Source organism: Pseudomonas syringae group sp. J254-4, assembly GCF_032586855.1.
Lineage (GTDB): Bacteria > Pseudomonadota > Gammaproteobacteria > Pseudomonadales > Pseudomonadaceae > Aquipseudomonas > Aquipseudomonas amygdali.
Genome location: NZ_JAWHOO010000001.1, coordinates 313661 through 337966 on the forward strand (window position 1 = coordinate 313661; position 24306 = coordinate 337966).

18 protein-coding genes are annotated in these 24306 nt (G+C 58.7%); 13 read left to right on the forward strand and 5 right to left on the reverse strand.

Going from position 1 to position 24306, the window contains the following annotated elements; translation table 11 throughout:
- Positions 1 to 84: 84 nt before the first annotated feature.
- The 7 genes from RYB09_RS01615 to RYB09_RS01645 all read left to right on the forward strand — a co-directional run bounded on the left by RYB09_RS01615 (position 85) and on the right by RYB09_RS01645 (position 7907).
- A complete protein-coding gene (locus RYB09_RS01615; RefSeq protein ID WP_002553118.1) occupies positions 85 to 399 on the forward strand; it encodes a YqjD family protein in 315 nt (104 codons plus the stop codon).
- Positions 400 to 403: 4 nt separating this feature from the next.
- Positions 404 to 796 (forward strand): phage holin family protein, encoded by a 393-nt coding sequence (locus tag RYB09_RS01620; RefSeq protein WP_244395667.1) that lies wholly within the window; start codon positions 404 to 406, stop codon positions 794 to 796.
- Complete coding sequence (locus tag RYB09_RS01625) at positions 793 to 1149, forward strand: hypothetical protein (protein WP_002553116.1); 357 nt, start codon at positions 793 to 795, stop codon at positions 1147 to 1149. Before RYB09_RS01620 ends, RYB09_RS01625 begins: the two co-directional genes overlap by 4 nt.
- 173 nt (positions 1150 to 1322) lie before the next feature.
- Positions 1323 to 2654, forward strand: coding sequence for a deoxyguanosinetriphosphate triphosphohydrolase (locus RYB09_RS01630; protein WP_058402165.1), 1332 nt, complete (start codon positions 1323 to 1325; stop codon positions 2652 to 2654).
- 249 nt (positions 2655 to 2903) lie between these two features.
- The gene (locus RYB09_RS01635; protein WP_122281139.1) at positions 2904 to 3296 is read left to right on the forward strand and encodes a response regulator; all 393 of its coding nucleotides are present in this window, start codon (positions 2904 to 2906) and stop codon (positions 3294 to 3296) included.
- A gap of 358 nt (positions 3297 to 3654) precedes the next feature.
- On the forward strand, positions 3655 to 4281 hold the full coding sequence (locus RYB09_RS01640; RefSeq protein WP_046719639.1) for a response regulator transcription factor: 627 nt from the start codon (positions 3655 to 3657) through the stop codon (positions 4279 to 4281).
- Between the two features lie 56 nt (positions 4282 to 4337).
- On the forward strand, positions 4338 to 7907 hold the full coding sequence (locus tag RYB09_RS01645; protein WP_230018835.1) for a transporter substrate-binding domain-containing protein: 3570 nt from the start codon (positions 4338 to 4340) through the stop codon (positions 7905 to 7907).
- Positions 7908 to 7978: 71 nt separating this feature from the next.
- Here the strand turns inward: RYB09_RS01645 and RYB09_RS01650 are convergent, their stop codons facing one another.
- Positions 7979 to 8323 carry a YggL family protein gene (locus RYB09_RS01650; protein WP_005732557.1) on the reverse strand — a complete coding sequence of 115 codons (345 nt, stop codon included), beginning with the start codon at positions 8321 to 8323 and terminating at the stop codon, positions 7979 to 7981.
- 329 nt (positions 8324 to 8652) lie between these two features.
- On the opposite strand from RYB09_RS01650, the gene dacB reads away from it, so the two are divergent.
- A complete protein-coding gene (gene dacB / locus RYB09_RS01655) occupies positions 8653 to 10119 on the forward strand; it encodes a D-alanyl-D-alanine carboxypeptidase/D-alanyl-D-alanine-endopeptidase (RefSeq protein WP_230018289.1) in 1467 nt (488 codons plus the stop codon).
- 52 nt (positions 10120 to 10171) lie between these two features.
- Here the strand turns inward: dacB and RYB09_RS01660 are convergent, their stop codons facing one another.
- Positions 10172 to 12562, reverse strand: coding sequence for a diguanylate cyclase (locus RYB09_RS01660; protein WP_316887249.1), 2391 nt, complete (start codon positions 12560 to 12562; stop codon positions 10172 to 10174).
- A 140-nt stretch (positions 12563 to 12702) separates the two neighbouring features.
- Positions 12703 to 14955, reverse strand: a complete 2253-nt coding sequence (gene rlmKL / locus RYB09_RS01665; protein ID WP_002553056.1) for a bifunctional 23S rRNA (guanine(2069)-N(7))-methyltransferase RlmK/23S rRNA (guanine(2445)-N(2))-methyltransferase RlmL — start codon at positions 14953 to 14955, stop codon at positions 12703 to 12705.
- A 588-nt stretch (positions 14956 to 15543) separates the two neighbouring features.
- Between rlmKL and rmf the strand changes: the two genes are divergently transcribed.
- A complete protein-coding gene (rmf, locus tag RYB09_RS01670; RefSeq protein ID WP_002553055.1) occupies positions 15544 to 15759 on the forward strand; it encodes a ribosome modulation factor in 216 nt (71 codons plus the stop codon).
- 143 nt (positions 15760 to 15902) lie between these two features.
- Here rmf and RYB09_RS01675 read toward each other — a convergent pair whose 3' ends face one another.
- Positions 15903 to 16934, reverse strand: a complete 1032-nt coding sequence (locus RYB09_RS01675; RefSeq protein ID WP_316887251.1) for a quinone-dependent dihydroorotate dehydrogenase — start codon at positions 16932 to 16934, stop codon at positions 15903 to 15905.
- A 251-nt stretch (positions 16935 to 17185) separates the two neighbouring features.
- Here RYB09_RS01675 and RYB09_RS01680 point away from each other — a divergent pair, with 251 nt between their 5' ends.
- A complete protein-coding gene (locus RYB09_RS01680; RefSeq protein WP_316887252.1) occupies positions 17186 to 18397 on the forward strand; it encodes a CmpA/NrtA family ABC transporter substrate-binding protein in 1212 nt (403 codons plus the stop codon).
- 14 nt (positions 18398 to 18411) lie between these two features.
- On the forward strand, positions 18412 to 18987 hold the full coding sequence (locus tag RYB09_RS01685) for an ANTAR domain-containing response regulator (protein WP_002553052.1): 576 nt from the start codon (positions 18412 to 18414) through the stop codon (positions 18985 to 18987).
- A 63-nt stretch (positions 18988 to 19050) separates the two neighbouring features.
- Here the strand turns inward: RYB09_RS01685 and RYB09_RS01690 are convergent, their stop codons facing one another.
- A complete protein-coding gene (locus RYB09_RS01690; RefSeq protein ID WP_316887254.1) occupies positions 19051 to 20298 on the reverse strand; it encodes a glycoside hydrolase family 68 protein in 1248 nt (415 codons plus the stop codon).
- Positions 20299 to 21198: 900 nt separating this feature from the next.
- On the opposite strand from RYB09_RS01690, the gene RYB09_RS01695 reads away from it, so the two are divergent.
- Positions 21199 to 22410: a nitrate/nitrite transporter gene (locus RYB09_RS01695; RefSeq protein ID WP_230018283.1), complete on the forward strand. Its 1212-nt coding sequence runs from the start codon at positions 21199 to 21201 to the stop codon at positions 22408 to 22410.
- A gap of 7 nt (positions 22411 to 22417) precedes the next feature.
- Positions 22418 to 24079 (forward strand): bifunctional protein-serine/threonine kinase/phosphatase, encoded by a 1662-nt coding sequence (locus RYB09_RS01700; RefSeq protein WP_316887256.1) that lies wholly within the window; start codon positions 22418 to 22420, stop codon positions 24077 to 24079.
- Positions 24080 to 24306 lie beyond the last annotated feature (227 nt).

A 24306-nucleotide genomic window follows, 5' to 3' on the forward strand; every position in this document is an offset into this window, starting at 1 on the left:
TTGGACACCAGACGGCAATCGAAGTGAACCTTCAGGAATCACCTGTACTCGAAACATCCATATGCCACCCAAACGGAGAAAATCATGGCCCGCCAAACCGCACAGAATGCTCAGGAAATCCTGAGAGCCGACTTCCAGGTACTGGTTGCCGACACTGAGAAATTGCTGGCGCATACCGCATCGCTGGCAGGTGATCAGGCCGATGAACTGCGTGCCCAGATTCGTGAGAGCCTGCTACGTGCCAAGGAAACCCTGAAGACCACTGAAGACTCGCTTCGCGAGCGCGGTGAGGCTGCTGTGATCGCGACCGAAGATTACGTTCAGAACAACCCCTGGCAATCAGTCGGTATCGCCGCAGGTGTCGGCTTTCTGATCGGTCTGCTGGCTACAAGGCGCTAACATCATGACTCTGGGAACGGAATCAGCACCGCCCGAGGGAACTCCGGGCTCTTCACCGCGGCGTCTTGGCGCTGCATTCCTTGGCCTGCTGCACACGCACGTCGAACTGTTCGGCATCGAATTGCAGGAGCAGAAGGCACGCACCGTGAGCCTGCTGCTGTTCGCGGGACTGGCGCTGGTTTTCGGTCTGCTGCTGCTCACCGGGCTCTCGGCCTTGTTGCTGATCGTTCTGTGGGACAGCTATCGCCTGGCGGGTATCGTCGGCCTGTGCACGTTCTACCTGCTGGCCGCCGTCTTCTGCGGGTTGCGCCTCAAGGCCGCGATTTTCGATGAGTCGTCGCCATTTCACGCAACCCTTGAAGAGCTGGCCAACGACCGCGAGCGATTGATGCCATGAGTGAACCCAAGTCGCACCAGAGCAATACCCGTCGGGAACTGCGCAAGGCGTTGATCCGCCTGCGCATGGAGATGCACCGTCAGGAAATTCGTCACGAATCGACGCAACTGTTACAGCCGTTGCAACGCTTTCGCGGGATCCGCCATGACTGGAAAAGCGCGCTCGGCTTTCGCCACGCGCCACTCTGGGGCGTGGGCTCGGTCGCCCTGCTGGGGTTTCTGAGCGGCAAACGTGCCAAGACCGGACGCACCAGCCTGCTGGGTCGCCTGTTGAAGCTCGGCATCACGCTGACGCCACTGATCAAGGTCGCCATGCAGAGTCGCGCCATTCAGAACCGCAACCGCAGGCTCTGATTACGCCAGACTTTTTGCGTGAATCGAACCTCGCGACAAATGCCTGCTCCGGTGCTCCGGGGCGGGCATTTGCTTTTTAACAGCCCCTGTTTCTCTCTGTCCGCGCGTCAGGCCTTGCGGCAGGCGTGCCGAACCGGGAAGCTACAGCCAACATTACTGACGGAGTGCACGCCTTGGATTGGCAAACCCTGCTTAACCGCGAACGACTTGGCAAGACCCTGCACAGCCCCGAAGAGCTGGGACGCAGTCCGTTTCACAAGGACCATGACCGGATCATCTTTTCCGGTGCATTTCGCCGCCTGGGACGCAAGACCCAGGTCCATCCGGTGTCCAGCAACGACCATATTCATACCCGTCTGACTCACTCGCTGGAAGTCAGCTGCGTCGGCCGCTCACTGGGCATGCGCGTTGGCGAAACCCTGCGCACTGCCCTGCCCGACTGGTGCGAACCGAGCGACCTGGGCATGGTTGTACAATCTGCCTGCCTGGCACATGACATAGGCAACCCTCCGTTCGGCCATTCGGGCGAAGACGCAATTCGCAACTGGTTCAATCAGGCTGCCGGACGTGGCTGGCTCGACGCGATGAGTGAGACCGAGCGCAATGACTTTCTCAATTTCGAGGGCAATGCCCAGGGATTCCGAGTCCTTACGCAGCTGGAATACCACCAGTTCGACGGCGGCACTCGCCTGACCTACGCCACACTGGGCACTTACCTCAAATACCCGTGGACCGCGCGCCACGCAGACTCGCTGGGCTACAAGAAGCACAAGTTCGGCTGCTATCAGAGCGAACTGCCGATCCTTGAGCAGATCGCTGGCAAGCTGGGTTTGCCGCAACTTGAGGAACAACGCTGGGCGCGCCATCCACTGGTCTATCTGATGGAAGCCGCCGATGACATCTGTTATGCCCTGATCGATCTGGAAGACGGCCTGGAGATGGACCTGCTGGAGTACGCGGAAGTTGAGTCACTTCTGCTTGGACTGGTCGGCGATGATCTTCCGGAAACCTATCGGCAACTGGGCCCTGGCGACTCACGGCGGCGCAAGCTGGCCATCCTGCGCGGCAAGGCCATCGAGCACCTGACCAACGCAGCGGCCAGAGCATTCGTCGAACAACAGGACGCCCTGCTTGCGGGCACGCTGCCCGGGGATCTGGTGGAACACATGCACGGTCCGGCCAAGCGCTGCGTCCTGAACGCCAAGGACATGGCGCGCAAGAAAATCTTTCAGGACAAGCGCAAAACGCTGCATGAAATAGGCGCCTACACCACCCTGGAAATTCTCCTCAACGCTTTTTGCGGTGCAGCGGTCGAACAGTTTGGCGGCAGGACGCCGTCCTTCAAGCATCGACGTATCCTCGACCTGCTGGGCAACAGCGCGCCGGATCCCAAGGCACCGTTGCATGCCTCGTTCCTGCGCATGATCGACTTCATCGCCGGCATGACCGACAGCTATGCCAGTGAAATGGCCCGGGAAATGACCGGCCGCTCCGGACAGATTTAGCCTTGATAGACCAGCCGAGTACCTGAGCGCAGGCAGATACAACGCTGGTCATACCTGATTGCCCTGCAAAACTCAGACAGGCCCTACATGCATGTCAGACGAGTCCTATCGCAGCTTTTCTTGCATCCCTCAATAATTACAGCCACTTCAAATGCCACTCCGGCTCGTCATCCATCCGCCTGCGATACTAACGGTCCGCACGCCGTCTGCGAGGCCTGAACCTCTCGCCAGGGCCTTTCCGGAAAACTCATGTCCACACACAGCCTGCGCATCCTCCTGGTGGAAGATCACCCGTTTCAACTGATCGCCACTCAGGTGCTGCTCAACAATCAGGGCTATTTTCTGCTGACTCCCGTCCTCACCGCCGCAGAGGCCATGGCCGCCATGCAACGCAGCCCGGAGCCCTACGGGCTTTTACTGTGCGATCAGTGCCTGCCGGATATGTCAGGCCTTGACCTGATCGACGAGGCGACCCGTCAAGGCTTGTTACGCCGGGCCATTCTTCTCAGCGGCCTGCCCGATGTACAGCTTGAAAACATTCAGCAACTTGCCGCGCAGCGCGACCTGCCTCTGCTCGGCTGCCTGAGCAAACCCCTGCATGGCCCTGACCTCAGTCGCTTGCTGGGACACGGTCCTGAGTGACATCGACAAATCCTGCTTCAAGCGACTTCAGAAATGTCTGGCAACTATGTAAACGTCAATTGATACAAAACCGCGTCGTTTGTGAATTCACGTTCAGTCTCGTAGGAAATCATCAACGCACATGAATGATGATTCCATAAAGTAATAAACACCCCGTGCCTCAATAACCAAATACACACTGAAATAAGCGTTAACGTTTAAACACACTTGTGTTCAACGTAGGCTTTTACGTACTCCGATACGCTAATTATTGTAGGACTTTTCCTATATATGCCTGCCGAGCAAGTCTCTTTATGTGCCTGCCCGAACATCTGAGCTAAGGTGCGCGCTTTCTTCACTGCTTGTTATGGAATGGAATATGAACTCAGTTTTTATCATCGACGACCATCCGGTTATCCGGATGGCGGTCAGAATGCTTCTGGAAAACGAAAATTACGAAGTGGTGGGCGAAACCGATAATGGCGTCGACGCGATGCAAATGGTTCGCGAATGCATGCCTGACCTGATCATTCTCGACATCAGCATTCCCAAGCTCGACGGCCTTGAGGTACTGGCGCGCTTCAATACGATGGGGCTGTCCTCCAAGATTCTGGTGCTGACGTCGCAAACCCCCAACCTGTTTGCCATTCGCTGCATGCAATCGGGTGCCTCGGGTTATGTGTGCAAGCAGGAAGACCTTAGCGAGCTGCTCAGTTCGGTGAAAGCGGTATTATCCGGCTACAATTACTTTCCCAGCCAGGCGTTGACGTGCGCAGTTCGTGAAGATGGACAGACCAACGAGCTGGAGCTGTTCAAGTTGGTCAATGACCGCGAACTGATGGTATTGCAGTTATTTGCCCAGGGCCGTTCCAACAAGGAAATAGCCAAGGGTATGTTTCTCAGTAACAAAACCGTCAGTACTTACAAAACGCGACTGATGCAAAAACTAAAAACAAGAACCTTGGTAGAACTTATCGAGATGGCAAAACGCAACGCGCTAGTGTGAGAAAACGGATGCCCAAGCGCTTCAGACAATTATTAATACTGGCCACAGGCCTGTGCATGGGCTGGAGTGCTCAGGCCAGCCTTTATGCGGCCGAACATTACACACTGCTCGGTCGCTCAAGCCCGGCGCACATGGACGTGAAGCTGGACAGCAGCCAATGGCAATGGGTACGCGGTCAACGTGAACTGACTCTCGGCATCTCGAACCCCGATTACCCGCCCTTCGATATCACGATGTCAGGCAACGACTACGAAGGCATCACTGCCGATTACGCAGGCATCATTTCGGATGCGCTGGACCTGCCGGTCAGGGTGCAGCGTTTCGAAACCCGCGATGCAGCTATCAAGGCCCTGATCACAGGCCAGGTCGACCTGCTGGGCACTGCCAACGGCTTTGAAGCGGTTGATCGCAACATCAGACTGTCACAGCCCTACTCGGTTGATCAGCCCGTGCTGGTCACTCGGGTCGGAGACACGCGGCCCCTCAATGAGGGCCTCAAAGGCATGCGGCTGAGCATGGTCTATCACTATCTGCCACCCGCAGAGGTCGAGGCGATGTACCCCGGTGCAACACTGAAAACCTACCCCTCGTTTCAGAACGCCATCAACGCCGTAGCCTTCAACCAGGCCGATGTCTTTCTGGGCGATACGATTTCCACCCAATACATCATCAACAAGGGCTATCTGAACAACGTGCAGATGTCGAATTTCGGCAAGCACGAGCCCAATGGCTTCAGCTTTGCCGTCAGCAATGAAAACACACAATTGCTGGGTGTCATCAACCAGACACTGAAAGCAATTCCGGTCGATGAGCGCATCAACATTTCCAGGCGCTGGAGCACCGGCAGCGACCTGATGCTCACCGACCAGAAGCTGCAACTGACGCAACGCGAGGAGCGCTGGATCGCTCAGCACCCGACCGTACGCGTGGTAGTCAATGAAGCGTACGCACCACTGACCTTCTTCGACGCCAAGGGCAACTTTCGCGGCATCACCGCCGACCTGCTTGAACTGGTCCGCCTGCGCACCGGGCTCAGGTTCGACGTCAAACGCTCGCCCAGCCTGACCGACATGCTGAACCAGGTCAGCGAGGGCCAGGCGGACCTGATCGGCGCACTGGTGTCCAGCGATGAGCGAGAAGACCGCCTGAGCTTCAGCCGGCCCTATATCGACAATTCCTTCGTACTGGTCACCCGCAAGGACCAGGGCTCGCCCAGCTATCTGGAGCAGATGGACGGCAAACGCCTGGCAATCACCCAGGGCAGCCCGATGCTGGACTGGCTGCGCCGCAAATATCCCAGAGTCGTACCGCTGGAAATCGACAACCCCTTCCAGGCGCTGGACATGTTGTCACTGGGTAGAACAGAAGGCGCGGTCATCTCGCTGCTCAGTGCAGACTACTTTCTGTCTTCAGGCATCTTCGAGGAGCGCCTGCAAATGACCGCCACCATCGGCGAAGACCCGGCGCTGATTTCCATGGCGACCTCACGCAATGCCATCGAGCTGAGTTCGATTCTCGACAAGGCGCTGGCAAGCATCGCGCCGCAGGATCTGGCGGCGATCAACAATCGATGGCGCGCCTACACCCCTTCAAGCGCCAACTGGCATGACTACGAACGCCTGATCTATCAGATTCTGGTCGGTGCAGGCCTGTTGCTGCTGGGCCTGCTGGCCTGGAATGCCTGGATGCGGCGGCAGATACGGCAGCGTGAAGCAGCGGAACGGGCGCTGGGCGACCAGTTCGAATTCATGCGTGCACTGGTCGAAGGCACACCCCATCCGATCTACGTGCGGGATCGCGAAGGCATGCTGCGCATGTGCAATGACAGCTACCTGAGGGTTTTCTCCGCGCAACGTGAAGACATCATCGGCAAGAGCGCTACCGAAGGTGTGCTGGGCAATGCCTTCGAAGCACGGGAATACGCTGCCGACTATCAACGGGTCATGGCCAGCAATACCGCACTGATCCTTGACCGCCCCCTGCGCATTGGCGACCGGCAGATGACCATCTACCACTGGATCCTGCCCTTTCGTGACTCTCTGGGCGAGGTACAAGGCATCATTGGCGGCTGGATCGATATCAGCGAGCGTCGCCAGCTTATCGAAGACCTGCAGGCCGCCAAGGAACAGGCTGACGCTGCCAGCCGTGCCAAGAGCACCTTTCTTGCCACCATGAGCCATGAAATCCGTACGCCCATGAATGCAGTGATCGGAATGCTGGAGCTGGCGCTCAAACGTGCCGATCATGGCGAGCTTGACCGTTCCGCCATAGAAGTCGCCTACAGCTCGGCCAACGACCTTCTGGACCTGATCGGCGACATTCTCGATATCGCACGCATCGAATCCGGGCGGCTTTCACTGAACCCGGAGCGGGCGAACCTGCGTCGACTGGTAGAGTCGGTGCTGCGGGTATTCGACGGTCTGGCTCGCCAGAAGGACCTTGACCTGGTGCTGGAACTGGACAGCCGAATCACCGCCGATGTGCTGATCGACCCGCTGCGCTTCAAGCAGATACTGTCCAACCTGGTGAGCAACGCCATCAAGTTCACCCCGATGGGACGGATCAGGATCGTGCTGCAGGCAGCAGAAAGCCCCGACCCGCAGTTGCTGCACCTGCACATCACCGTTCAGGACAGCGGCATAGGCATCAGCACTGAAGACCAGCAGCGTTTGTTCAAGCCCTTTGCCCAGGCCGATAACACCGGGCAAATGGCGCGTACCGGTGCAGGGCTGGGCCTGGTGATTTGCCGCAACCTGTGCATGATGATGGGCGGCAACCTTTCGCTCGACAGCACACCGGGTCAAGGCACCCGGGTCAGTATGAATCTGGTGCTGACCACACTTGAACCGCTGAGCGGCCAGCCCGTCGCTAAACCACCGATAGCTGTGGCTCACCAGACGCTACGGATCCTGATCGTCGACGACCATCCTGCCAACCGGCTGCTGCTCTGCCAGCAGCTTGGTTTTCTCGGTCACCATTGCGAAATGGCCGAAAACGGCGCGCAGGGGCTTGAGCACTGGAAGACCGATAGCTTTGATCTGGTGGTTGTCGACTGCAACATGCCGGTCATGAACGGCTATGACATGACCACGGCAATCCGCGCGATTGAAGATGCAGACGGCCAGCCACGCTGTCCGGTCTGGGGTTTCACGGCCAATGCGCAACCTGATGAGATCGAGCGCTGCCGCGCAGCAGGCATGGACGACTGCCTGTTCAAACCCATCAGCCTTTCGATGCTCAGCGAACGGCTGACAGCCATTTCGCCACAGGCGCGCACACCTCTGCCGTTCAGCCTCGACAGCGTCAGCAACCTGACCGGTGACCGCCCGGAAATGGTTGAACGCCTGCTTGCGCAGCTCCTGCACAGCAATCACGAGGACCGGCTGTTGCTGGCCAGACTGATACCGGAAAACAATCGCAGGAAAACCCGCGACCTGGCCCACAGGATCAAAGGTGCCGCACGAATCATCAGCGCTTCAAGGGTGGTCGATGCCTGCGATGCGCTTGAACAGGCCTGCGAAGCGGACACACCGGATGAACAGTTCCATACCTGTCAGCAGGTTGTGGAGCTGGCGATGATCGAGCTTGAGGACGCGCTGATTCTGCAGCAGGCGAAACCTGACTGAAGGTGCTTCAAAGAAGGTATGGCGAAGGGGGAGCAGCAAGGGAGGCAGGCGCTGGCCTGCCTCCCGTTACATCAGGCGGCCGGGTTGATTTCTTTTTCCGGGTACCAGACGTCGATCAGCGGGCTGACAGTGACTTCTGTCAGTTCACTGCGGCCTTTGAGCCAGGCTTCGACAGCAACACGCTGTTCTTCGCTGACCGAGCCACGCTTGCTCAGGCAAACCAGACCGAAGTCGTCGCCGCCCACATAACCAAGACCGTTGGCTTCCATTGCTTCTTTCAGAAAAGCGTCAAGGAAAGCATCGATTGCCTTGTCATCCAGCTCTTGCTTGAAGTCCAGGTTCAGTTCAAAACCCAATTCCTGGAACTCGTCCACACACAGTTTTTTGCGCAGACGGCGGGAGCGGTTAGTGGCCATGGGACAATCCTCATCAATAAATATCGGGCGGCACTTTACCAGCTTGGCGATTTAAAAGCCCGACAATTGCGGTCTGTCATGTATATCCGGGGTTGCGACAGCGATGCAGGCCCGATCGATAAAAAATAACGTTTACCGGCCTGCCCCCCATCACAAGCCTGCCCTGCTTGGGGCATAATGCGGCTCGTTTCATGCTTGGCACTGTGTGTTACAAAAAAAGCCCGCCACGCATTCACTACTATAGTTATCAACATCGCATCGAAATAGTTACCGAGGGAATCCATCCATGCCCTCTTTTTTATGTCCCCCTTGCAGTAGGGTTTTATTCAATGATCAAGTCGCTACGTCCATTGTTGCTCGCGTCAATTCTTTTGCCACTGGCTCTTCCCTCCTACGCCGCCGTCATCAACACCACGCTGCCCCCCAAGGTTCAACAGGCCCTTAAAGCCAGCAAACTCGGCGATGACGCGCTCTCGCTGGTGATGTTGCCACTCAACGGGCCGGGCACGCCGACCGTGTTCAATGCCGACGTATCGGTCAACCCGGCTTCCACCATGAAGCTGATCACCACTTACGCCGCGCTGGAAATGCTCGGCCCTACCCACCAGTGGAAAACCGAATTCTTCACCGACGGCACCCTGAGCAACGGCGTGCTGCGCGGCAACCTGTACCTCAAGGGCGGCGGCGATCCAAAGCTGAATATGGAAAAGCTCTGGTTGCTGATGCGTGACCTGCGCGCCAACGGTGTGCAACAGGTGACCGGGGATCTGGTATTGGACCGCAGTCATTTTGTGCAGCCGCAATTGCCCGAGTTCAATGATGACGGCAACGACGAGAACAAGCCGTTTCTGGTCAAGCCCGATGCGCTGATGGTCAACCTCAAGGCATTGCGCTTCGTGACCCGCAACGATGACGGCAGGATTCTGGTTTCGGTCGAGCCGCCGATTGCGACCATCCACATCGACAACCAGGTCAAGGCAAGCGCATCGAAGCAGTGCACCGGAGATGTGCGTTACAACCCGGTCACCCAGCCTGACGGCAGCGTCAATGTGACGGTGACTGGCCAGTTGGGCAACGGTTGCAATTCGCAGACCTATCTTTCGCTGCTGGACCATCCGACCTACGCGGCCGGCGCAGTAAGGGCCATCTGGCAGGAACTGGGCGGCACCATCCAGGGCAAGGACCGCGTTGGCGTTCTGCCCGGCAATGCCAAGCTGCTGGCCAAGGCTTTTTCACCGGATCTGGTGGAAGTCATTCGTGACATCAATAAATTCAGCAACAACACCATGGCCCAGCAACTGTTTCTGAGCCTGGGTGAAGAGTTCCGTAATGAAGCTGACGGTGACGACGGCAAAGCCGCACAGCGCGTCATCCGCCAATGGCTGGCGAAAAAAGGCATCACCGCGCCGCATCTGGTCATGGAGAACGGCTCCGGTCTGTCACGTGCGGAACGTGTCAGTGCCCGTGAGATGGCCATTATCCTGCAGGCTGCCTGGCGCAGCCCGTATGCTGCCGAATTCATGAGTTCGATGCCGCTGGCAGGCATGGACGGCACCATGCGTAAACGTCTGAAGCGCACCCCGCTGCTGGGTGAAGCGCACATCAAGACAGGCACACTGAACACGGTTCGCGCCATTGCCGGCTTCAGCCGCGACAGCAACGGCAACACCTGGGCGGTCGTGGCGATCCTCAACGATCCGCGTCCGTTTGGCGCATCCTCGATACTTGACGAGGTACTGGTCGATCTGTATCGACAGCCGAAACTGAGCAACACCACGGTCTCGATCCAGCAATAACCACCCGCAGCATGCAACCAGCAGACCCGCTTTCGAAGCGGGTCTGTGTGCGTCAGATCTGCTCGGGCTCGACCCGATCGCGACCGGCCTGTTTGGCGGCATAGACGCCCGAGTCAGCGCGCAACAACATCGTGTCGATCCCCTCACCGGCTCGCCAGCTGGCGATGCCGAAGCTGGCCGTCACAACCTGGTCGACGCCTTCGATAACCTGATTGCGCAGGCCCTCGCGCAGGCTCAAGGCCAGCTGATACGCCTGCGAGCCCCGTGCGCCCGGGCAGATCACCATGAACTCTTCTCCGCCCAGGCAGCAGAACACATCATCGCTGCGCAGGCGCTGGCTGATCTTTTCCGAAATCGCCTTGAGCACCTGATCGCCTGCGGCATGCCCGAAACGGTCATTGATGCGCTTGAAATGATCGATATCGAGCATGATGATCGACAGGTTACCGCCGTGCCGGTCGATCCTTTTCAGCTCGGCCTGCATGCGGTCCTGGAAATAGCGCCGGTTGTAGGCGCCGGTCAGTACGTCGGTGACCGAAAGCGCGCGCAATTCCTGTTCGACACGCTTGAGGTCGGTGATATCGGACACAAAGCCGTGCCATAGCACGCTGCCGTCTGCCAACCGTTCCGGTGTCGATGCAGCGCGCAACCAGCGCTGGCCCTTGCGTGGCAGGTCGACACGGTACTCTTCGCTCCAGGGTGTCAGATGCTTCGCGCTGACCAGAATCGAGCTTTTGACGCGCGTCAGGTCCGGTGGTTGGATACGTCGCAAAACGGCCTCGGAATCGCCCAGCAACTGCGCTTCATCGACTTCAAACAGCTCGCACATACCGGCACTGGCGTACCTGAAGCGCGCACTGCCGTCGATAGCCAGGTGATACTGATAAATGCCGCCAGGCACCTGCGAGCCGAGCTTTTTCAACAATTGCCCTTGTTCGGCAAGAGCCTCGTTGACGCGCTTGTGCTCGGTGACATCGATGCACACCGCCAGGTACCCGGTCCACAGCCCCTGATCGTCGCGCACGGCGGTCACCAGCATGTTCACCACCAGGGTGCTGCCGTCACTACGCTGCAGGGTCCACTCCTGCGAGGGATGATGAGCGTCTTGCACGGCGTCGAGAAACATCAGCCGGGAAGCGCTGACCGGGTGCCCGCGGTCCTTGCTCAATACACTCGCACGAGCCTCCAGCTCAGCCGACTGATAAAGGTCCATGAGGCGCAGCCTGCCCAGCACCTCTTCCTGCGAATAACCCAGCATCTTCTGCGCACCGACGTTGAACGTTGTGATCAGCCCGTCCAGGTCGGTTGCAATAATCGCTACTTCCGTCGCGGCGTCCAGCACACTGCGCAATTGCCCGTGCGCCGCCCGCAACTGCTGCCCGCGCTGGCGCAACTCACGGGTACGCTGCGCCACACGCTGCAAGGCTCGCTGACGCTGGCTGATCAGGCTGTAGAGCAACGCGCTGAGCATCAGGCTCAAAAGCCCGCCGAGCCACAGCACCCGGCCCGGCATAATGCTCTGATTGCTCTGGCTGAAGATTTCCGTAGGGCGAACCTCGACCAGATAATCCCTGTCGCCCAGGCTCAGCAGGCTGCTGGCGTACAAATGATTGCGTATGGCTGCGACCGGCGACTGGTAAACCTGCTCAGGCTTTGTCGGCGAGCTGAGGTCAAGCATGGTGACCGCAAGATTGTCCTGTTCCGCGGTGCCAATGCTCATCAATTGCGCCAGGCTGATCACTGCCGTGACATACCCCCTCAATTCCGAAGGCGGCTCGCCAATGGAGAATACCGGCGCCACCAGCAAAATTCCGTACGTGTCTGACGGGTCAAGGGCCAGCAGGCTGATACGAGGCGTTGCAACAATGCGCTTGAGCAAACGCGCACGCTCAAGGGCGACATGACGTACCGGCTCCGAGGCTATATCGAACCCCGACGGCGTGGGAATTTTGCTGAGGGTCTGGATGAATCGAACCGGAAAATACTCATTGCGCACAGCGGCGGTTTTCAAGGTACCGTTTTCATCCATTTCTCGTATGGCGTATTCGGCTGAGCCCTCCTCGCGCGCCTGCTGTTCAAAAGCGGCCCGCTCCGCAAACGTCACTCTGGGGTTCCAGGCGTACGCCTGGGTTCCAATCAGCAATGGCGCGACAAAGCCGTCGAATTCCGATTGCTCGACCTGATGGGAAAAGATAAAGAAGCGACACAGGGTGTCCAGCCGAGTGACCTGCCGGTCCAGACGCTCCTGAAGACGACTGAAGCGCTCTGCGGCAAGCATATCGAACCGCTGGCGCAATTGACGCTGGTAGAGCTCATTGTCGGCCAGCGCCAACATGATGGTAAGTGCCGCTCCGACCATCAATGCTAAAACGGCTATTGGCCACGCTGAGAGCTGGCCGTTGATGAAACTCAGAACTCTGAGCCTGAACCGTTTCGCTGTCATACACAGAAACTCATGACGCCAACATGCTGAAACGCCAAGCTGGCTATGACTTCTGTTATAGCTATTCGCCAGTAATTTTCATAGCGAGCGATGAGCAAACCTGTACAAAACTGTTACAGGCAAGCTCATCACACACCGTGTCAGGCACGCGCCATGATTTTCCAGGCGCGGTGAATCTTGCCGTTGCGGGCAAAATCCTGGTCGATGGTTTGCGCGGTAATATCCTCCACCGCATAGCGCTGGCTCAGATTTTCATCGAGCACGAACTTGCGGAAGTTGTTGGAGAAGTACAGCACGCCACCCGGAGCCAGACGCGCCATGGCCAGATCGATCAGCTCGACCTGATCACGCTGCACATCAAAAATGCCTTCCATGCGCTTGGAGTTGGAGAACGTCGGCGGATCGATGAAGATCAGGTCGTATTCGTCGCGATTGGCCTGCAGCCAGGCCATCACGTCGCCCTGCTCCAGACGATTCTTGTCGGAGAAACCGTTCAACGACAGATTGCGCCGCGCCCAGTCCAGGTAAGTCCGCGACAAGTCGACGCTGGTGGTGCTGCGCGCACCGCCTTTGGCAGCATGTACGCTGGCAGTCGCGGTGTAGGCAAACAGGTTCAGGAAGCGCTTGCCGGCCGCCTCGCGCTGAATACGCATGCGCATCGGACGATGGTCGAGAAACAGCCCGGTATCGAGGTAGTCGGTCAGATTGACCAGCAGCTTGACGCCGCCTTCACTGACTTCCAGAAACTGGCCCTGCGCGCTTTGACGCTCGTATTGTTTGGTGCCGCTCTGACGCTCGCGACGTTTGATCACCACACGGTTCTTGTCGATGTTCAACGCCTGCGGAATCGCCGCCAGCGCATCGAACAGCCGGGCCGAAGCCTTTTCCGGATCGATGGACTTGGGCGCTGCGTATTCCTGAACGTGAACCCAGTCGTGATACAGGTCGATCGCCAGCGAATATTCAGGCATGTCGGCGTCATACACGCGGTAGCAATCGATACCTTCGCGGCGCACCCATTTGCCCATCAGCTTGAGGTTCTTTTGCAGGCGATTGGCAAACATCTGCCCGCCTTCGCTCAGGCGCGCCTGTTCGACCACCACCGGTTCCGGCTTGATCGGGTTGCCGTTCTTGTTGAGCTTTCTTTCAACGACTTCAACTTCGACAGGGTTCTCGCGCTCGATCTGACGCTGCTCGGGTGTGCGACGCTCGCCCGTCACGAACTGATCAGGCGTGACCTTGATCAGCAGCAGTTTGCACGGCAAGGCACCGTTCCAGAACGAATACTGTTTGTGGCTGCGAATGCCCATGCGCTTGCCCAGGTCAGGCGCGCCGGTGAACACCGCAGCTTCCCAGTTAAGGCAGGCCTGACGCAGGCGCTCGCCCAGATTCTGGTAGAGATACAGCAGGCTGGCTTCATCACCCAGACGCTCGCCGTATGGAGGGTTGCAGATCACCAGACCTTTCTGGTTCTGATCCGGACGCGGCTCGAAGGTCGCAACTTCGCCTTGATAGACCTTGATCCAGTCGCTCAGACCTGCACGTTCGATGTTGTTGCGTCCAGGCTGGATCAGTCGCGGATCGGCCTCGTAACCGCGAATCCACGAAGGTGTTTTGGCCAACCCGGCTTCTGCGCGGGCCAGCGCTTCGTCGTGCAGCTTGCGCCACAGCGCCGGGACGTGGCCCAGCCAGGCCGAGAAGCCCCAGCGTTCACGCTTGATGTTCGGGGCGATGTCGGCGGCGATCATGCCGGCCTCGACCAGGAATGTACCGACACCGCACATCGGGTCAGCCAGCGCGCCGCCCTCGGCAGCAATACGCGGCCAGCCAGCGCGGATCAGGATCGCGGCGGCAAGGTTTTCCTTCAGCGGTGCAGCGCCCTGCTGCAGGCGATAGCCGCGCTGGTGCAGGCTGTGCCCGGACAGATCGAGGGACAGAATGGCTTCGCCTCGGTCCAGTCGCAGGTGCACGCGCAGATCGGGGTTGATCTTGTCCACCGACGGACGCTCGCCATCGGGTGTACGCAGTTTGTCGACGATCGCATCCTTGACCTTCAATGCACCGAAGTGGGTGTTATCGATGCCTGACCCGTGGCCACTGAACTCCACTGCGATGGTGCCATCGGACTCGAGATGATCATGCCACTCGACATCCAGTACGCCGTGGTAGAGGTCTTCGGCATCCTTCATCGGGAAGCGCTTGAGCACCAGTAACACGCGGTTGGCCAGTCGCGACCAGAGGCAAAGCCGGTAGGCGGTCTCCATGTCGGCCGAGCCGCGAATGGCCGACGTGTGCTCGCGGGTCTCTTGCAGACCCAGTGCCGTAGCTTCCTCGGCAAGCAGTCCTTCGAGGCCTTTGGGGCAAGTAAGGAAAAGTTCGTAGCGATCCGACATGTGTATTCCAGGGCCTGAGCCGTCAGCGGCGGGCAACGCATTGCCCTGCCAGATTTGAACAGGCGTCTTTCGTGGAGAACGCCTGCGTGGCACGTGATGTGTGCCGGTCCACCGCATGATCCTGTCATGTCATTGCGGCAGTTATGGCGCGTATTAGAACAGATATCAGGCAAGCCGATGTCGGCAATAAGGTGCGCAATCAAAAGTCGTGTTTTGAAAAGTCACATTTGTGCAGCGCCGATCATGACCCTTCGTCGCTTAAACAGCCAAGGCATTGAGCCAGTATATGAGCCTGATAAGCGATTTCAATTAGCCTGCAAACGCCCATGTTCAAGGGGCCGCAGAAAAAATCATGGTGGAAACAGATCATCGCTTATTGCTCGACAGACCTGAATGTGACGTGCTTATGACAAAACGATCATTCACACCGCCCTGCGCTTTGGTTAGAAATCGTCTCAGGTCATAGCCGCAATGGTCATGGCATCAAGGCCCGCGACGCCGGCAGCGGGCCCCAACGGCAGAAGATTCTGCCCGACCTCATCACGGGGTCTCAGGGATATTACAGTCAACAGACGAGGGCATTACCCTATGAGAAGACTTAAGCGTGATCCGTTGGAAAGAGCATTTTTACGCGGATATCAATACGGCGTTCATGGTAAATCCCGTGAGCTTTGCCCTTTTACTCTACCGTCAGTACGCCAGGCATGGATCAATGGCTGGCGCGAAGGACGCGGCGACAACTGGGACGGTATGACCGGCACTGCGGGCATCCACAGACTCAACGAACTTCACGCGGTCGGATGAGGCGATTAATTAAAAGACTTTCAGGCCTCTGTCGGGCCACCCACATGATTGACTGATTCACACCTGTACCATGCACGCCCGACCCGGGCGGCGGGCCAACGCCCAGGGGCTCTCTTGCAGAGCCCCTTTTTTTTACCCCGGGCTCAGCGTGCGGCGCGAGGCATTGCCGCAATGGCGTCCACCGATTCGCGAATCAGCGCAGGGCCCTTGTAGATGAAACCGGAATAGATCTGCACCAGACTGGCACCTGCGGCTATCTTCTCGGCAGCATGCCGACCTTCAGTGATTCCACCAGCAGCAATGATCGGCAGGCGACCCGCCAGTTCACCGGCCAGCACCTTGACGATGTGCGTGCTTTTTTCCAGCACCGGCGCACCCGACAGACCACCCGCTTCATCGCCATGCGGCAGCCCTTCCACACCCTGGCGGCTGAGCGTGGTGTTGGTGGCAATCACTGCATCCATACCCGACTCTATCAGTGCAGAGGCCACCAGCACGGTTTCTTCATCGCTCATGTCTGGGGCAATCTTGATCGCCAGTGGCACGCGCCTGCCGTGCCGTTGCGTCAGTTCCTGCTGGCGCAGGCTCAGGGCCTGGAGCAGTTGCTTGAGCGAGTCACCGAACTGCAGGCTGCGCAGCCCCGGCGTATTGGGCGAACTGACGTTGACGGTGACGTAGCTGGCATGGGCATAGACCTTGTCCAGGCAGATCAGGTAATCGTCGACCGCACGCTCGACCGGCGTGTCGAAGTTCTTGCCGATATTGATGCCCAGAATGCCGCGATACTTTGCCGCCTGGACTCGGGACACCAGGTTGTCGACCCCCAGGTTGTTGAAGCCCATGCGATTGATGATCGCCTCGGCATGCGGCAGGCGGAAAATGCGCGGCTTGGGGTTGCCCGGCTGTGGACGTGGCGTCACAGTACCGATCTCGACAAAGCCGAAGCCCAGTTGCGCAAAGCCATTGATGGCTGCACCGTTTTTGTCCAGACCTGCTGCCAGCCCCACAGGGTTGGGAAATTCAAAGCCCATCACACTGACCGGCAACTTCGCCGGGGACTTGCTCAGCAGGCCATTGAGGCCCAGCCGCCCGCCTGCACCGATCAGGTCCAGCGAAAGATCATGAGAGGTTTCCGGGGAAAGTTTGAACAGTAACTGGCGGGCCAGGTTATACATGGCGGGATGGGCTCGTGAGCAGCTGAATTCAGGGTGGCGATTATAGACGTGTGCAGGCCTGTCAGGCGAGGCGCGCGACAAACTTGTTGCTCGCCCCTCCCCGGCGATGGCATATGCCTTGCTTGAAACCGCTATCGGTACTCGCTCCAACGGCGGAGCGGTGCATGGACAACGGCGTCGCTTCGACACTTGCATCGGCAAGGGGTCGGACGACGCCTTTTTTCTGGACGGACCTTTATGAAGCACGTTTTATGAACGAACGAACCGGCAATGCGCTGGACTGGGTGGCCGGTAGCGACGCACCGGAAATGAACAGCCTGGACGTGGGCTTCATGGCACTCACCGACTGTGCCCCGCTGGTAGTCGCTGCAACCCAGGGTTTCGCCCAGCCTTACGGCCTGAGCTTGAACCTCGAGCGTCAGACCTCCTGGGCCGGGCTGCGCGACAGGCTGGTCAGCGGGCAGTTGCAGGCGGCACACAGCCTGTACGGCCTGATCTATGCGGTGGAAATGGGCATCAGCGGTGGCCCGGCGGCCGACATGGCCATCCTCATGGGGCTCAACCAGAACGGCCAGTGCATCAACCTGTCCCGCGAGCTGCAGCAGGCGGGCGTGATCACTCCTGAAGCACTGGACAAACGCGCGCACCAAAGCGGATCAAGGCTGACCTTCGCGCAGACCTTCCCCACCGGCAACCACGCCATGTGGCTCTACTACTGGCTCGCCAGCCAGGGCATTCACCCGCTCGATGATGTGAACAGTGTCGTGGTGCCGCCCACGCAAATGGCGCAACACCTGCAGGCTGGGCGCATCGACGGTTTCTGCGTCGGCGAACCCTGGGGTGCCAGCGCCGTTCAGCAGCAACTGGGCTTCACGATGGCGACCAGCCAGTCGATCTGGCCGGATCACCCGGGCAAGGTGCTGGGCTGTACCCGCGAGTTTGTCGAACAGAACCCCAACACGGCCAGAGCACTGATCATGGCCGTCCTGGAAGCCAGCCGTTTCATCGAGCAAAGCGACCATAACCGGCGCAGCACCGCACAGCTGCTCAGCGGTGCGGATTATCTGGATACCTCGCCGGACTGCATCGAGCCACGCCTGCTCGGTCAGTACAGCGACGGTCTCGGCAATCGCTGGCAAGACCCTCACGCGGTCAGCTTCCATGCCCAAGGACAGGTCAACTACCCCTGGCTGTCCGACGGCATGTGGTTCATGACCCAGTTCCGGCGCTGGGGCCTGTTGCGTGAAGACCCGGACTACCTGGCCGTCGCCAGCCGCGTCCAGCAACTGGACCTGTATCGCCAGGCAGCCGATGCGCTGGGCATCGACTCACCCGCAGCAACCCTGCGCAGCAGTCAGTTGATCGATGGCAAGGTCTGGGACGGCAGCGATCCCGCAGGCTACGCGCGTAGCTTCAAGCTCCACTCGCTGGCCGACAACGCGCCCGCTGTGGCCAGTCGTTGACGGAGAACGTGAGCATGCTGCGTATCCTGCTTATCAATGACACGGCCAGAAAGGTAGGTCGCCTCAAATCGGCATTGATAGAGGCCGGTTTTGAAGTAATCGACGAATCCGGACTGATCATCGACTTGCCCGCCCGCGTTGAAGCGGTGCGCCCGGACGTCATCCTGATCGACACCGAATCGCCAGGACGCGACGTAATGGAGCAAGTGGTGCTGGTCAGCCGTGACCAACCGCGGCCCATCGTGATGTTCACCGACGAGCACGATCCGGGCGTGATGCGCCAGGCAATCAAGTCCGGGGTCAGCGCTTATATCGTCGAGGGTATCCAGGCCCAACGGTTGCAACCGATTCTGGACGTGGCGATGGCCCGTTTCGAGAGCGATCAGGCGCTGCGTGCGCAACTGCATGCCCGCGATCAGCAACTGGCCGAACGCAAGCGCATCGAGCTGGCCAAGGGGCTGCTGATGAAAATGAAGGATTGCAACGAGGAAGACGCGTACACCCTGATGCGGCGTCAGGCTATGAGTCGCCAGCAAAAGCTGATTCAGGTGGCCGAGCAAATTATCGCGATGAGCGAGTTGCTGGGGTAAACGAGCGAAGAACGCCTGCTCGCACAGGCGTTCTTCCGCTATCAGGTTAATGCGTGCAGTCGGTCAGCTCAGCACCACGTTCTTCATCGCGGGGATGTAGCCGTAGTCATACACTTCCTGCACAAACGAGCGATCGCCCTCCAGTAGAATCCTCACCGTCGGTGCCTCGGTACCGCCAATGCGGTAATCCTCGCCAGAGGTGGGTACGCTGTCGATGAACGAGGTCACCAGACCGTTCGGCATCACACAGTGCGAGTAAGTCTGAAATGGCTGTGCAGGCGGATTGCCCAACACCAGGCCGGAAGCGTTCATCGGCCGGTAAGGCCCGAACAAATGCTCGCCGACAAACCCGTAAACACCATCCGGACCCGTAACACCATCGGCATAAGTAAACTTGTGGCTGATGGTGAACAAGTAATACTTGCCGTCCTGAAAGACATAATGCGGGCGTTCAGTCTGATCATTGACGCCCACTGCGGTGACCAGCGGCGGAAGTATTTCCCACTCATCACCACTGAGGTCTTTCGCAACGGCCAGTCCGATACAGCCGACTTGAAATCTGGCACCGCCTATTTCCTCATGACCTGGCGGAACAGGACCAAGTTCTGCGGTGCCTACTGTATGCGTGCCGCGTTCGCCGGCGACATTGCCTTCAAAAACCATGTACAACTTGCCATCATTGGGATCAATAAACGGACTGGGGTCGCGAAAGTTCCAGGTCGAGTTCTGCGCTTCGGTTTGGTAATATTTGCCGTCGGCCTCGAACAGTGTTTTCACCTCCGTAAAGTCTTTCAATTCCACGCCCTTGTCGGACGTCACAATACGGCCGCGCACTTTGGCAATGGTCGCCCCCGGTGTCACGCAGGTGTAGTAAAGATCGATGTCACCCTTGTCATTCAATAATACCGGTGTGCCTGCCCACTCACGGGTGGTGGGCGACACGCCTTCGGCCATGACCCGGCCACCGAAGATCCAGTTCTTGCCGGTGCGCGAATACCAGTAGCACATGCGCGCCCGCCCGTGACGATCTTCCCAGTCGCGCTTGATGTCGTAGCGGCCGTTGGCGCCGAGATACTGCGGGTCGTCGGGGTGGCGATCAGCCGTCAGTGTGACGATAACCGACCAGCCGTTGACTGAGACCACCGTGCCGTCAAGCTCTCGCAACGGCATGGTGTCCCAGATGAAGACCTTATCACTCATGACCGGAAAGTCCGCTTTTACCAATGGCTGCGTGGTGGTCGGGTCATTTTCATTGACCTTCAACGCATCGGCACGGGACCAGATGGTAGGTGCGTAATTGATGTTACTCATGATGATGATGTCCTATATTGGCGCCTGCAATGAAGCGCGAAGAGGAAGACAGCCCGGTCTGCGGACTGTATTGCCGGGAGGTACCCGGGATCGGTGTTTCAAGCCCTGGGGCAACTGAAAACCGGAAAAAGAGCGAGTAGCCGATTACTTTTTTCAAAAGTAAACATTTATCGAAATTGACAGGCAATTTGCAATTACAGATCGCCGTAATGAAGAGTAAATTCATGTCCTGATGAATGAGCCGTGTTAATCACGGTGCAATGAATGCTGTCAGAGATACCGGGCAATGTAAATTAAATATTGAGACCGGTGTTATCGTACAACTTCAATAAACAGAAAATTAATAAATATTAACACTTATTGATCACCGCTATTAAGACCGTCATACAAGCACATCAAAACAGCATCACAGTGACAGTACCTAATATCAAAACTAGTGGCACATGAAATAATAATAACGCCATTGAATTTTAATAAACTCTTCAGTAACCACGCTTGATCTCGCCCTGTCAGGCTGCAGGCTGTCGCTCGCGGCGCGCCCTGTTTTACGGCGCTTTGCTGACGAGCGCCCGCTTCAAGGTCACTGACCGGCCCTCGCCTACTTCCTGGAAATCACCCAAACCCGCTCGCAGCTTGCAGCTAACCGCTTGCAACGCCATTGGCCCATCTCTTGCTTTAGCAATCGCACGGTAGCCAACGGCGGCTATCACCTTTTACGACAAAGACGTCGCTCATCTCTTTCCGCTCACGTGGACAGAGAGGCGACGTTTTTTGCGTTTTGGTCCCGGGTACGGGGCCGGTGGAGTCGCCGTCATTCGGAACACTCCACCACAGCGTCTGGAATACCCCGTGTCGCGGTCATGGCCCGACTGACTAACTAGCAGATGATGAGGTGTGCACATGGATACAAGCTTCTGGAAGGCAGGCCATAAACCGACCCTGTTTGCGGCGTTTCTCTATTTCGACCTGAGTTTCATGGTCTGGTATCTGCTCGGCCCGCTGGCCGTGCAGATTGCCACTGACCTGCACCTGACCACTCAGCAACGCGGCCTGATGGTCGCCACACCGATTCTGGCGGGTGCCGTGCTGCGCTTTTTCATGGGTCTGCTGGCGGACCAGCTGTCGCCCAAGACCGCCGGCATCATCGGTCAGGCGATTGTCATCGGCGCACTGCTGGCAGCCTGGCAACTGGGCATTCACACCTACGGTCAGGTACTGCTGCTGGGGCTGTTTCTGGGTATGGCGGGCGCTTCATTCGCCGTCGCGCTGCCTCTGGCGTCGCAATGGTATCCACCGCAGCACCAAGGCAAGGCGATGGGCATTGCCGGTGCGGGCAACTCGGGTACCGTGCTGGCAGCATTGATCGCGCCGGTACTGGCCGCCAGTTTCGGTTGGGGCAACGTGTTCGGTCTGGCGCTGATCCCGCTGGTTCTGACCCTGATCGCTTTCACCCTTATGGCGCGCAACGCCCCGGAGCGCAGCAAGCCCAAATCCATGGCGGACTACCTCAAGGCGCTGGGTGATCGTGACAGCTGGTGGTTCATGTTTTTCTACAGCGTGACGTTCGGCGGCTTCATCGGCCTGGCCAGCGCCCTGCCCGGCTATTTCAACGACCAATATGGCTTGAGCCCGATTACTGCCGGTTACTACACCGCTGCCTGTGTCTTCGGCGGCAGCCTGATGCGCCCGCTCGGTGGCGCGCTGGCTGACCGCTTTGGCGGGATTCGCACGTTGACCGTGATGTACGCCGTTGCGGCCATCGGTATCGCGGCGGTGGGTTTCAACCTGCCAAGTTCGTGGGCAGCACTGGCCCTGTTCGTTGCCGCGATGCTGGGCCTGGGTGCCGGTAACGGCGCGGTCTTTCAGCTGGTTCCGCAGCGTTTCCGCAAGGAAATCGGGGTCATGACCGGCCTGATCGGCATGGCAGGCGGCATCGGTGGCTTCCTGCTGGCAGCCGGTCTGGGCACTATCAAACAGAACACTGGCGATTACCAGTTGGGCCTGTGGCTGTTCGCAGGTCTGGCGGTGCTGGCCTGGTTCGGTTTGCTGAACGTTAAACGTCGCTGGAGAACCACCTGGGGTTCGGCGGCCGTGACTGCGGCGCGAGTCTGAACCGCCGATGACGCTGCAATTGCAGTTCGCTCAATTCAGCGCCAGCGGTCCGCGCGCGGAAAACCAGGATGCTCTGCGCCTGGTCACTCCGGCCCCGGCACTGGCCGCCAGCAAGGGCTATCTGTTCGCCCTGGCCGACGGCGTCAGCCAATGTGCCGATGGCGCACTGGCTGCGCAGTCTACGCTACAGGCGCTGGCACTCGACTATTACGCCACGCCGGAAACCTGGGGCGTGGCCCAGTCTCTCGACCGCCTGCTGCTGGCGCAGAATCGCTGGCTGCTAGCCAATGGTTTACTGACTACCCTCAGCGCTCTGGTGCTGCGTGGACGACGCTTCACCCTTGCCCATGTCGGTGACTGCCGGGCTTATCGCTGGCAGGCCGGTACGCTAAAGCGCATCAGTGAAGACCACGTCTGGGAACAGGCCGACATGCAGCATGTGCTCAAGCGCGCGCTGGGCCTGGACCAATACGTGGTCATGGACTATCTGGACGGCGAGCTGTGTGAAGGTGAGCGGCTGTTGCTGGTCAGCGACGGTATCTGGGCAACCCTTGGCGATGCCAGCATCCGCTCGATTCTGACCGAGCAGGACGACCTCGATTCGGCGGTGAAAACCCTGGTCAGCGCGGCGCATCTGGCGGGCAGCCAGGACAATGCCAGCGCCCTGCTGATTCAGGTCGATAGCTTGGGCGAGGACGATCTGGGGGACACGCTGCTGCAATTGCAGCAATGGCCACTGCCACCCGCGCTCAAGGCGGGCCAGGCCTTCGAAGGCTGGACGGTTGGCAGCATCGTGGCGCAGTCGCGCCAGTCCATCCTTTATCGGGTGACCGATACCCACGGCCAACCGTGGCTGCTCAAGACCCTGCCAGCCAGCCGGCATGACGAATCGGGTGCAGGCCAAGGGTTATTGCTTGAAGAGTGGTTTTTGCGCCGGGTTGCCGGGCGCTTCTTTCCCGAGGTCCATCCGCTTGCAGACCGTCAGCACCTGTATTACGTAATGCGCGAGTATTGCGGAAATACACTGGCCGAGGTCTTCACACGCAACGGGCCGCTGCCGCTGGTTCAATGGCAGCACCTCGCGACCCGACTGTTACGCGCTGCGGGCCTGCTGCATCGACGCAACATCATTCATCGCGATATCAAACCGGAAAACCTGCTGCTGGCAGATGATGGCGAACTGCGCCTGCTGGATTTCGGTCTGGCTTACTGCCCGGGGCTGTCAACCGGCAACCCTGACGACTTGCCCGGCACCCCGAGCTACATCGCTCCGGAAGCCTTCAACGGCGCTGAGCCGCATCCTCAGCAAGACCTCTATGCGGCAGGCGTCACGCTGTACTACCTGCTGACAGGCCACTACCCATATGGCGAGATCGAAGCCTTTCAGCATCGCCGCTTCGGCACGCCGATCGCCGCCAGCCGTTATCGACCGGATCTGCCGCAATGGCTGAGCCAGAGTCTGGACAAGGCACTGCAAGCCGACCCGTACCAGCGTTACGAAACCGCCGAGCAGTGGTTACTGGAAATGGAGCAGGCCGAGCATCGCCCGGTGGTAGCAAAACCGCGCCCATTGCTGGAACGCGAACCGCTCAAAGTCTGGCGAACGCTGGCACTGTTCTCGATGCTGCTCAATCTTCTGCTGGTGATCTGGCTCATGAGCCATCACTGAAGCGGACCGCCCTGCTTCTGTGCAACACGCCTCAACGCAGTGCAGAAATAACCTGAGGCATCGACCGTAACCCCCTTTACGCAGGTAAATGCGAGTTGGCACAGGCGCTGCATGGTCTTGTGCAGATCATTCATAACGCGTAGCCCTCAACGATGAGGGCTGCGCCTCCCGATAGAACGGGACCGGACAAAGGCGTCCCCGTCAGGCAACTGGCGGGACGCCTTTTT

Excerpts from the sequence above, each read along its gene's own strand:
- RYB09_RS01615 (WP_002553118.1), top strand. The coding sequence starts at position 85 with ATGGCCCGCCAAACCGCACAGAATGCTCAGGAAATCCTGAGAGCCGAC.
- RYB09_RS01620 (WP_244395667.1), top strand. The coding sequence starts at position 404 with ATGACTCTGGGAACGGAATCAGCACCGCCCGAGGGAACTCCGGGCTCT.
- RYB09_RS01625 (WP_002553116.1), top strand. The coding sequence starts at position 793 with ATGAGTGAACCCAAGTCGCACCAGAGCAATACCCGTCGGGAACTGCGC.
- RYB09_RS01635 (WP_122281139.1), top strand. The coding sequence starts at position 2,904 with ATGTCCACACACAGCCTGCGCATCCTCCTGGTGGAAGATCACCCGTTT.
- RYB09_RS01640 (WP_046719639.1), top strand. The coding sequence starts at position 3,655 with ATGAACTCAGTTTTTATCATCGACGACCATCCGGTTATCCGGATGGCG.
- RYB09_RS01645 (WP_230018835.1), top strand. The coding sequence starts at position 4,338 with ATGGGCTGGAGTGCTCAGGCCAGCCTTTATGCGGCCGAACATTACACA.
- RYB09_RS01650 (WP_005732557.1), bottom strand. The coding sequence starts at position 8,323 with ATGGCCACTAACCGCTCCCGCCGTCTGCGCAAAAAACTGTGTGTGGAC.
- dacB (WP_230018289.1), top strand. The coding sequence starts at position 8,653 with ATGATCAAGTCGCTACGTCCATTGTTGCTCGCGTCAATTCTTTTGCCA.
- RYB09_RS01660 (WP_316887249.1), bottom strand. The coding sequence starts at position 12,562 with ATGACAGCGAAACGGTTCAGGCTCAGAGTTCTGAGTTTCATCAACGGC.
- rlmKL (WP_002553056.1), bottom strand. The coding sequence starts at position 14,955 with ATGTCGGATCGCTACGAACTTTTCCTTACTTGCCCCAAAGGCCTCGAA.
- rmf (WP_002553055.1), top strand. The coding sequence starts at position 15,544 with ATGAGAAGACTTAAGCGTGATCCGTTGGAAAGAGCATTTTTACGCGGA.
- RYB09_RS01675 (WP_316887251.1), bottom strand. The coding sequence starts at position 16,934 with ATGTATAACCTGGCCCGCCAGTTACTGTTCAAACTTTCCCCGGAAACC.
- RYB09_RS01680 (WP_316887252.1), top strand. The coding sequence starts at position 17,186 with ATGAACGAACGAACCGGCAATGCGCTGGACTGGGTGGCCGGTAGCGAC.
- RYB09_RS01685 (WP_002553052.1), top strand. The coding sequence starts at position 18,412 with ATGCTGCGTATCCTGCTTATCAATGACACGGCCAGAAAGGTAGGTCGC.
- RYB09_RS01690 (WP_316887254.1), bottom strand. The coding sequence starts at position 20,298 with ATGAGTAACATCAATTACGCACCTACCATCTGGTCCCGTGCCGATGCG.
- RYB09_RS01695 (WP_230018283.1), top strand. The coding sequence starts at position 21,199 with ATGGATACAAGCTTCTGGAAGGCAGGCCATAAACCGACCCTGTTTGCG.
- RYB09_RS01700 (WP_316887256.1), top strand. The coding sequence starts at position 22,418 with ATGACGCTGCAATTGCAGTTCGCTCAATTCAGCGCCAGCGGTCCGCGC.